Origin of the sequence: Dolichospermum sp. LEGE 00246 (genome assembly GCF_015207865.1) — a bacterium.
Lineage (GTDB): Bacteria > Cyanobacteriota > Cyanobacteriia > Cyanobacteriales > Nostocaceae > Dolichospermum > Dolichospermum heterosporum.
This window is the reverse complement of record NZ_JADEWA010000272.1, coordinates 1-7,367: the sequence shown is the minus strand read 5'-3', so window position 1 is coordinate 7,367 and position 7,367 is coordinate 1. Positions and strand designations below refer to the sequence as shown.

The 7,367-nt window shown below is 37.2% G+C and carries 8 protein-coding genes; 3 read left to right on the top strand and 5 right to left on the bottom strand.

Annotated features, from left to right (window positions below):
- Positions 1-20 precede the first annotated feature (20 nt).
- The 4 genes from hpnK to IQ228_RS16980 form a co-directional block, all read right to left on the bottom strand.
- On the bottom strand, positions 21-857 hold the full coding sequence (hpnK, locus tag IQ228_RS16995; RefSeq protein WP_193963664.1) for a hopanoid biosynthesis-associated protein HpnK: 837 nt from the start codon (positions 855-857) through the stop codon (positions 21-23).
- 106 nt (positions 858-963) lie between these two features.
- Entirely contained in the window at positions 964-2,397 is a 1,434-nt protein-coding gene (gene hpnJ, locus IQ228_RS16990; protein WP_193963650.1) for a hopanoid biosynthesis associated radical SAM protein HpnJ, read from the bottom strand.
- A gap of 85 nt (positions 2,398-2,482) precedes the next feature.
- Positions 2,483-3,313, bottom strand: coding sequence for a squalene/phytoene synthase family protein (locus tag IQ228_RS16985; RefSeq protein WP_027401536.1), 831 nt, complete (start codon positions 3,311-3,313; stop codon positions 2,483-2,485).
- A gap of 498 nt (positions 3,314-3,811) precedes the next feature.
- On the bottom strand, positions 3,812-4,141 hold the full coding sequence (locus tag IQ228_RS16980; RefSeq protein WP_193963642.1) for a hypothetical protein: 330 nt from the start codon (positions 4,139-4,141) through the stop codon (positions 3,812-3,814).
- 181 nt (positions 4,142-4,322) lie between these two features.
- On the opposite strand from IQ228_RS16980, the gene IQ228_RS16975 reads away from it, so the two are divergent.
- Positions 4,323-4,565 carry a helix-turn-helix domain-containing protein gene (locus IQ228_RS16975; protein WP_027401538.1) on the top strand — a complete coding sequence of 81 codons (243 nt, stop codon included), beginning with the start codon at positions 4,323-4,325 and terminating at the stop codon, positions 4,563-4,565.
- A 50-nt stretch (positions 4,566-4,615) separates the two neighbouring features.
- Positions 4,616-5,602, top strand: coding sequence for a site-specific DNA-methyltransferase (locus IQ228_RS16970; RefSeq protein WP_027401539.1), 987 nt, complete (start codon positions 4,616-4,618; stop codon positions 5,600-5,602).
- Positions 5,603-5,610: 8 nt separating this feature from the next.
- Here the strand turns inward: IQ228_RS16970 and IQ228_RS16965 are convergent, their stop codons facing one another.
- Positions 5,611-6,204, bottom strand: a complete 594-nt coding sequence (locus IQ228_RS16965; RefSeq protein ID WP_027401540.1) for a BamHI restriction endonuclease — start codon at positions 6,202-6,204, stop codon at positions 5,611-5,613.
- A gap of 73 nt (positions 6,205-6,277) precedes the next feature.
- Between IQ228_RS16965 and IQ228_RS16960 the strand changes: the two genes are divergently transcribed.
- Positions 6,278-7,367, top strand: a 1,090-nt coding sequence (locus IQ228_RS16960) for an aminotransferase class I/II-fold pyridoxal phosphate-dependent enzyme (protein ID WP_193963640.1), incomplete at its 3' end; no start/stop codon positions are given.

Genomic DNA, 7,367 nt, shown 5'->3' with positions numbered 1-7,367 from the left:
TATTTATACAAAATTGTTAATTAAATTAACTGATTATAATTACTTAATTTAAAATCTTTCACAGTCAATAATTGACGCACTTCCTGACTCAATAAAGCCGCTAATTCTACTTCACCACCGTTATTTGTCTCAGTATTTACTAAAGCCGGATGAGAATAAATTTCTACCAATTCCGCTTCTATTTGTGGTATTAAATCTAGTAAATATTTTTCACTCATGTCACCAGTTTGTAACAATCCATAAACCCTGTCAGCAAATTTAATATTATTAGCTTTTAATAAACCTTCTCCATAACGGCGTAATTGTCCAAAAACAATAGACCAAACTATTTTAGTGAGTAAATTGCGTTGATCAATTTTGAGATTTTTTGTCAATTCTTCCGATGGTAAACGGATAAATTTAATCTGAAATTCCGCTGCAAATTCTGTTAAAATATTCAAAATTACAGGATGTACATGAAGGTGTAAATGTCCATCAACATGACTGAGATTTAAACCAGAATCGCGGAATTTTGCTAATTGGGCATATATTTCTAAGCGCAATTCGGCACGGGTAGCCTGATTAAATTGATAGTTTAATCCTGCTTGGGTGGGATTACTGGAAAAGTTACCCTGAGAGTCTACTAAATGGGGAATTTGCGAAGGTGGTAAAACTGATTTACCACAAACTAAAACTAGGTGTAAACCTACTGCTAAATGAGGATGATCTTTTGCCAGAGCGATCGCCTCTTGTGCAGCATCACCACTTACCATTAAACTAGTGCTAGTTAAAACGCCTTCCTCATGGGCTTGAATAATCGCCGCATTCACACCCTGGGAAAACCCGAAATCATCAGCATTAATAATTAAATAAGACATTGGTATATAGATAATTAGGATTAAAAATGTTAGAATCAGGATTGACAAGATTTAATTTAATTAATCCTGTTAATCCTTTAATCCTGGGTATCCTGATTCTGACGATTTACCTAGCTAAAGCTTGAGTCCGACGGTCTTTCAAATAACCAAAGAATTCCTTACCTTCCCGCAAGCGACGAACTAACATTTGTCTATCAGCCAGCATTTCCCGCACAATCGGAATAATCGCTTTTGGACGGAAGTAAAACTTGCGATACATTTTTTCAACCGAATCTTCAATTTCCGCACTCGAAAGACTGGGATATTGCAAAGTTGAAGTTTGAATACCGGAAGTTGAAACTAAAGACTCATTCGCAAACCAACCTTTTTCTCTGGCTTGTTCATACAACTCTGTACCAGGATAAGGTGCAGCAATAGAAACTTGAATTGTATGGGGACTCAACTCACAAGCGAAGCGAATTGTTTCCTCTACAGTTTCTGGAGTTTCTATTGGCAATCCGATAATAAAAGTACCATGTACAGTAATACCAAGTTTGTGGCAATTCTTCATAAATTCCCGTGCCACTTCTAGCTTAATACCTTTTTTGATATTATTGAGAACTTCTTGATTGCCAGATTCAAACCCTACTAATAACAATCTTAAACCGTTATCTCGTAAAGTTTTGAGAGTATCATAATCTAAATTTGCACGGGCATTGCAACTCCAAGTTAAATTGAGTCGTTTCATGTGTTTGCTAATTGCGATCGCTCGATGTTTATCAATGGTAAAAGTATCATCATCAAACATATACTCCCGCACCTTATCCCCAAAGAGAACCTTCGCCTCTTCCATTTCTCTGCCTACAGCATCAGGGCTTTTATGACGGTATAAATGTCCACCAATAGTTTGTGGCCACAAACAAAAAGTGCATTTGGCTGGACAACCCCGCCCAGTATAAAAAGAAATGTAAGGATGTTGCAAATAGCCAATAAAATACTTGCTAATATCCAAATCACGAGCGTAAACTGGCAACACACTGGGCATAGCATCCCAATCATGAATCAAAGGACGTTCCTCAGTTTGGTGGATATTTCCCAATTTATCCCGGTAACTCAAACCCTTGATTTCATCCCAAGGTTTTCCTTCTGCTAATTCCTTACAGGTATAATCAAACTCATTGCGACAAACAAAATCAATTACTGGATTTTCTCGCAAAGTTGCCTCTGGTAAAACCGCAACGTGCGCCCCCACAAAGCCAATTTGTACATTGGGGTTTTGAGCTTTGATTGTTTCTGCACACTTAACATCATTAGCCAACGATGGTGTACTGGTGTGCATAATTACCAATTCATAATCCTTGGCAATTTTCAACACATCATCCACAGTTTGCCCATGAGGAGGTGCATCAACTAACCTACTGCCAGGAACTAAAGCCGCTGGTTGTGCTAACCAAGTGGGATACCAAAAAGAAGTAATTTCTCGTTTTGCTTGGTATCGCGCCCCCGCACCACCATCAAAACCATCAAAAGAAGGTGGACTCAGAAATAAAGTAGTTTTCATGAATATCTCACACACACAAATTTTTTATTTTGGTAATGGGTAATGGGAATTTACTTCAACTCGCCTGTTCCCCGTTCCCTATTTCCTAACTAGCCTTAGCGTTCACACCCATGAGGTTTTCAATCAGGGAAACAACATCACTGCGACTGAGTTTTTCCTTACCACTAGCCAAAGCATCTAAAGTACCATGAGCCAAAGCCAAAGGAATTTGGCAAAATTGCAAAGCCGGTCCATTGGGCAGAGAGTTCGTATAGGCATCTGCTAAGATAAGATTACGACGGGCATATTCTTGGAGATTGTCATTATCCCAACCTGCTGGGTAAAAGTTGACCCCACGATTGAGGTCTTCACCATTGTTACGCAGAATATTGACCGCTTGCAAACCCCTACCAAATCCTATGGCTTGAGTGCGGTTGCTTTGAGTTCCATCATACCAGTTCCATAAATCTGAGAGTAACAAGCCCACAGCACCAGCCACCCCAAAGGTATAACGGTCTAGATCCGCTTCTGTTTCTATTTTCCAATTTTTATCTGCCCAATAAGCCATTCTATCAGCCATTGCCGCTGTTGCATCCCAAATTCGCGGAGCAATACTTTCAGGTGCTAATATTGACCATTCTCTAATCCGTAAACTAACTTCTTGTAAAGAATTTTCGTAACCTTTAAACCCTACAGAGAAAGCATCCAGCGAAAAACCATCTACTCCAGCTTGCAATGTGAGGCTAATATTCTGCAACAGGCGTTTTTTAGTCTCGTTATCCAAGTTTGGATCATCTTCAATTTGGTCAATGGCACGCATACACAAGTATGCTGATGCCACTGCTTCTTGTAATCCTGATGGTAAAATACTAATTGGGATATAAAAAGTTCTACTAGTGTCTTTAAGGATTTGCAACGCATCTCCACGTAAATCCATTTTGTTCACTCCTGTCTTGATTTTCACACCACACCTAATTTCCGACTTTTCGATAATACTAGATTTAGTCTTTATTAAACCTTAAAAAGCATAAACACTCTAGTATTCAATCTAGAAATACATAGTTAATAGTGTCATATTTAACACAATTTTCGAGCTTATCAGAAAAATGCCCAAAATCCTTAAAGGTGCGCCCCACTCAAGAGGACACACCTGTGATACTTCTACGCCGTGCAGGCTATCAAATAAGGTATGCAGGCTAAAGCCAGGATTTATTCTGCACTGAGATTCTGTGTATATTGTATAATGAATAGTTATCGAAAACAAACAAAGTTTAGTAACAAGATTAAATCAGTGCTAGTTCTAGAATACAAGGTTGGGCGATGCGTTGATTCATAAATCACGGTATAAATTCCGTACAAGAAACCAGAATTCAGCCATGCTGTTAAAGCACGGTTGGGATGAATGCTGGTCAGTTCAGGGGACAAGAAAAAACGGTTAACTTTTTTCCTTTAATCCTTGTTCTTGATCATTGTCAAATAATTCTAATAAACCAAATATCCCCACAAAAAATGTATAGGCTGCATATTTGATTGATGCTTGATTGCGAGCAGGTGCATAATAAGCAGCAATTAAGGCTTCGAGAAAATGAGCCAACAGCACAATATGAGTGATAATTAAAGCTGGAGTTAAGATACTCGGTAGTTGACTGTTAGTGATTGATGTTTGAATATTCCATAATTCTAAGCCTACTGCACTGGTTGTGAGTGTGATGGATATAATTTTGAAGATGGGGAATAGTTTTTGTTTAATATCTTTGAAGTTCATGTTGTTTATCATTATTTTGTTGCTATTTTTCCCAGATTAACCATAGACAAGAATAAATTACTGTTTACGCTCTAAAAATTTACACTTAATTAGCAATTCTCATATCATAATAGTTACAAATTAGGATGAAATCTTGAGAAATATAAATTGTGGAATTAAAGCATTATTCTAAATAATCCCTATGACAGACTCTGCTTCTGACAACACTCCTGAATTACTCTCTGTCACTGAAACTGCCAAATTACTGGTTGTAACCCGTCAACGAGTACACGACTTAATTAAAAATGGTCAGATTATAGCTCATAAACTTGGACGTTATTACTACATAGAACCGACTGAAATAGAGAGATACAAGAATCAGCCTAATGGAAAACCTTATCAACCTCGACGGACAAATTCTCAATCCAACTCTATTGACAAGTGACAATAGAGTGTATAGACTTAAGCTAGATTAATATAGTCAAGGTGAAATTAATGCTTCCTTTCCAATTGATTACTACTGATTTTGCAACTCAACAAAGATTGCAACAGGTTTACAAGAGTGAGTATGGAATTCTCTATCAGGGAGACTGCCTGAAACTTCTATCAGCATTACCTAATGAGTCTGTAGATATGGTATTTGCAGACCCACCTTTTAATCTTGGTAAAGAATATGGTCAAGGTGTAAACGATAATTTAGCAGCAGATAAGTATTTAATATGGTCGCAACAGTGGCTAAATGAAAGTATTCGAGTTCTGAAAAATGGTGGTAGTTTATTTGTATTTAACTTGCCTAAATGGTGTATAGAATATGGTGCATATTTGAATCAACAAGGAATGTGTTTTCGACATTGGATTGCTTGCAGAATGCCGAAAGCTTTTCCTCGAGGTAAAAAAATGTCCCCTGCTCACTATGGACTACTCTATTACACTAAAGGGGAACCAGCAGTTTTCAACAAAGTTTACACACCTATTCAGGTATGTCGGCATTGTGGTGGAGAAATTCGTGATTATGGTGGACATCGTAAAAAACTTAATGAAAAAGGTATTAACTTAATGGATGTTTGGGAAGCACCAGAAGATGTTTGGGAAGATACTTCTGATGCTGATTCTAGTGAAACTTTATGGACATTAACAGAGGAACTCTGGGCTGATATTCCACCAGTTCGTCATCGTCAGCATAAAAAAAGAGTTGCAAATCAACTTGCTCCTATTATGTTAGAGAGAATTATTGCAATGGCATCTAATCCAGGACAAATTGTAGTTGATCCATTTGGAGGTTCTGGTACTACATTTTATGCAGCGGAAAAACTAAAACGTTATTGGATTGGTTCAGAAATTGGGGATATAGATCCAGCAATAGCAAGATTAACTGATTTGGATAAAGGGATTATTGAAGAATGGGAATCAGCGAGGGGAAAAAAGAAATTTAAGCACCGCAAAACAACTACTGCACAACTTTCGATTCCTTTTTTAACATAAGAGTAATTTTATACTAATGCACGTCCATCTGTGCCTTTAGTAAGTGTTGGTACGTTGCTATCTAGATAATCATGTTCAATTACAAAGATTGCCAAAAATCCTTCTTTAATTTGAACTGCTTTCCAAACATCAAAATATGGTTCTAATTCTTCATAGTTACCAATTCTATCTGTTAAGTAAGGGTAAATTTTTCTGCTGGGGAGTACCAAAGCAGCACCTAGAAAAACACCACGTAGTAATCCGAGAACCATTTTATTAATTGCCCGATGACTTGAGGAAATATTACCAGTTTCCCACTCAAGAGCAAAAAGATAATTGTCAATCATTTTTGTTGCGTCTATCTTTCCCGGTGATTTAGTTGCATAGTTAATTGAAGTTTCCAATTTCCAGCCAAATTTATTCTTCAATGCAATCATGCAAGCTTCTTTAATTGGTTTGACACCATTACCATGTTTTGTGGGATTAATTGTAAAACTGGATGTACCAGGAGGATACACGATAAGAGAGATAGCATCACGAATTTCAGTACGAATAATAGACCAGTCATTTGACTCTTCAAAACTCCCAACACTTATTAAAGAAACTTCTTGAACAATTTTCATGTTAACTACTCACAACATATTTGACCACCTTACAGCAAAATTAGATAATTCATAAAAGCTTCTTTCCCCCCAAATGCCAAATCAAAACCAAACCCCCCTCATAGATGCCTTGAAAGCCTGTATAAACCGTCCTCACGCACCTTTTTACACCCCAGGACATAAACGCGGTGAGGGAATTTCGCCAATTTTAACAGATTTAATTGGTAAAGATGTCTTTCGGGCTGACTTAACGGAATTAGCAGAGTTAGATAATTTATTCAAACCAGAAAGCGTAATTCTCGCAGCCCAAGAACTCGCAGCAGAGGCTTTTGGGGCAGAGAAAACATGGTTTTTAGTTAATGGTTCTACCTGCGGAATTGAAGCCGCAATTCTCGCTACTTGTAGAATGAGAGATAAAATTATTCTGCCTAGAAATATCCATTCTTCTGTTATTTCTGGATTGATTCTTTCGGGGGCAATTCCTATTTTTATAAATCCTGAATATGATGAAGATTTAGATATTGCATACAGCATTACACCAGAATCATTAAAAGCAGCATTAATACAACATCCAGATACCAAAGCAGTGCTGATAGTTTATCCTACTTATCATGGTGTTTGTGGAGATTTGCCAGCATTTGTACACCTTACTCATCAATATAATATTCCCTTGATTGTGGACGAAGCACACGGCGCACATTTTCATTTTCACCCAGAATTACCCACATCAGCTTTAAGTGCAGGTGCAGATTTAACTGTCCAATCAATTCATAAAACATTGGGGGCAATGACACAGGCATCAATGTTACATATTCAAGGTAAAAGAATTGATATTGATAGGGTTAATAAAGCCTTACAATTAGTTCAATCTACAAGTCCTAGTTTTATTCTTTTAGCTTCTCTCGATGCTGCACGTCAGCAAATGGCAATACATGGAAAAAAGCTCATGTCTCAAACTTTGGAATTAGGGAAAGCAGCCAGAACTCAAATTAATCAAATTCCTGGTTTATCTACTCCCCTTTCTCAAAAAGAAAAATCACCGGGATTTATAGATTTAGATAAAACTAGATTAACAGTTAATATTAGTAAATTAGGATTTACTGGCTTTGCAGCCGAAGAAATTTTAGATGAGAAATTTAATGTAACTCCAGAATTTTCATCTTGGCAAAATATCACATTTATTA

Bases quoted from the DNA above. Each gene is read 5' to 3' on its own strand.
- hpnK (WP_193963664.1), bottom strand. From the start codon at position 857: ATGTCTTATTTAATTATTAATGCTGATGATTTCGGGTTTTCCCAGGGT.
- hpnJ (WP_193963650.1), bottom strand. From the start codon at position 2,397: ATGAAAACTACTTTATTTCTGAGTCCACCTTCTTTTGATGGTTTTGAT.
- IQ228_RS16985 (WP_027401536.1), bottom strand. From the start codon at position 3,313: ATGGATTTACGTGGAGATGCGTTGCAAATCCTTAAAGACACTAGTAGA.
- IQ228_RS16980 (WP_193963642.1), bottom strand. From the start codon at position 4,141: ATGAACTTCAAAGATATTAAACAAAAACTATTCCCCATCTTCAAAATT.
- IQ228_RS16975 (WP_027401538.1), top strand. From the start codon at position 4,323: ATGACAGACTCTGCTTCTGACAACACTCCTGAATTACTCTCTGTCACT.
- IQ228_RS16970 (WP_027401539.1), top strand. From the start codon at position 4,616: ATGCTTCCTTTCCAATTGATTACTACTGATTTTGCAACTCAACAAAGA.
- IQ228_RS16965 (WP_027401540.1), bottom strand. From the start codon at position 6,204: ATGAAAATTGTTCAAGAAGTTTCTTTAATAAGTGTTGGGAGTTTTGAA.